The sequence below is a fragment of the Collinsella aerofaciens genome, from assembly GCF_019131995.1.
GTDB classification, from domain to species: domain Bacteria; phylum Actinomycetota; class Coriobacteriia; order Coriobacteriales; family Coriobacteriaceae; genus Collinsella; species Collinsella aerofaciens_S.
In genome coordinates this window covers 1-644 of the sequence record NZ_JAHONA010000072.1, presented here as the reverse complement: position 1 = coordinate 644, position 644 = coordinate 1, and the positions used below count along the sequence as shown (strand labels likewise).

General features: G+C 73.6%; 1 protein-coding gene. It reads right to left on the bottom strand.

Going from position 1 to position 644, the window contains the following annotated elements:
* On the bottom strand, nucleotides 1-600 hold a 600-nt coding region (locus KSY82_RS10215; protein ID WP_217751125.1), incomplete at its 3' end, for an IS110 family transposase.
* Between the last annotated feature and the right edge of the window lie 44 nt (nucleotides 601-644).

The following is a 644-nucleotide window of genomic DNA, read 5'->3' as shown; positions in this document are numbered from 1 at the left end:
CGCGACGGACCGCAGCGAGGCCAGCACGCTCTCCTCGAGCGCGTCGCCCGCCTTCCTCCCGCGCGCGAGCAGCGGCATGAGGTCCTTCGGCCGCTCGCGGCCCCTGAACCGCTCCCCCAGGGCGCCCGGGGCCGTCGTGAGCATCGACTTCGCGCAGGCCACGCAGGACGTGGACGTCGCGACGGCCAGCCTGCGCGCGACGTAGAGCTGGCGCACCGCCTCGACCCAGCCGTCCTGCGACTTCGGCACGGAGCAGCCCCTCCCGGACGCCGCCTTGCGCGCCGCGCGCTCGGCGTCCAGCGGGTCGCTCTTCCCCTCGCCGGGCCTCGCCTTGTCCCTCTTGGGCCTGAGCACCTCGACGACGTTGTACCCGAGCTCCACGAGCCTCCTCGTCAGCCCGGCCCCGTACGACGCCGTGCCCTCGACGCCGACGACCATGCAGCTCCCCGGGTCGCCTATCGCCTCCGCCAGCCTGTCGTAGCCCTCGGGGTCGGCCCCGAAGCTCCCGCTCCAGATCTTCCTCCCGAGGCCGTCGAGCAGGCACAGGACATGCACGTCCTTGTGCGTGTCGACGCCCGCGATGACCGTTTCGCCTTCCATTTTCGCTCCCCTCGGTCTGCCGCCTGCCCCGCGCCCGGGCCTCC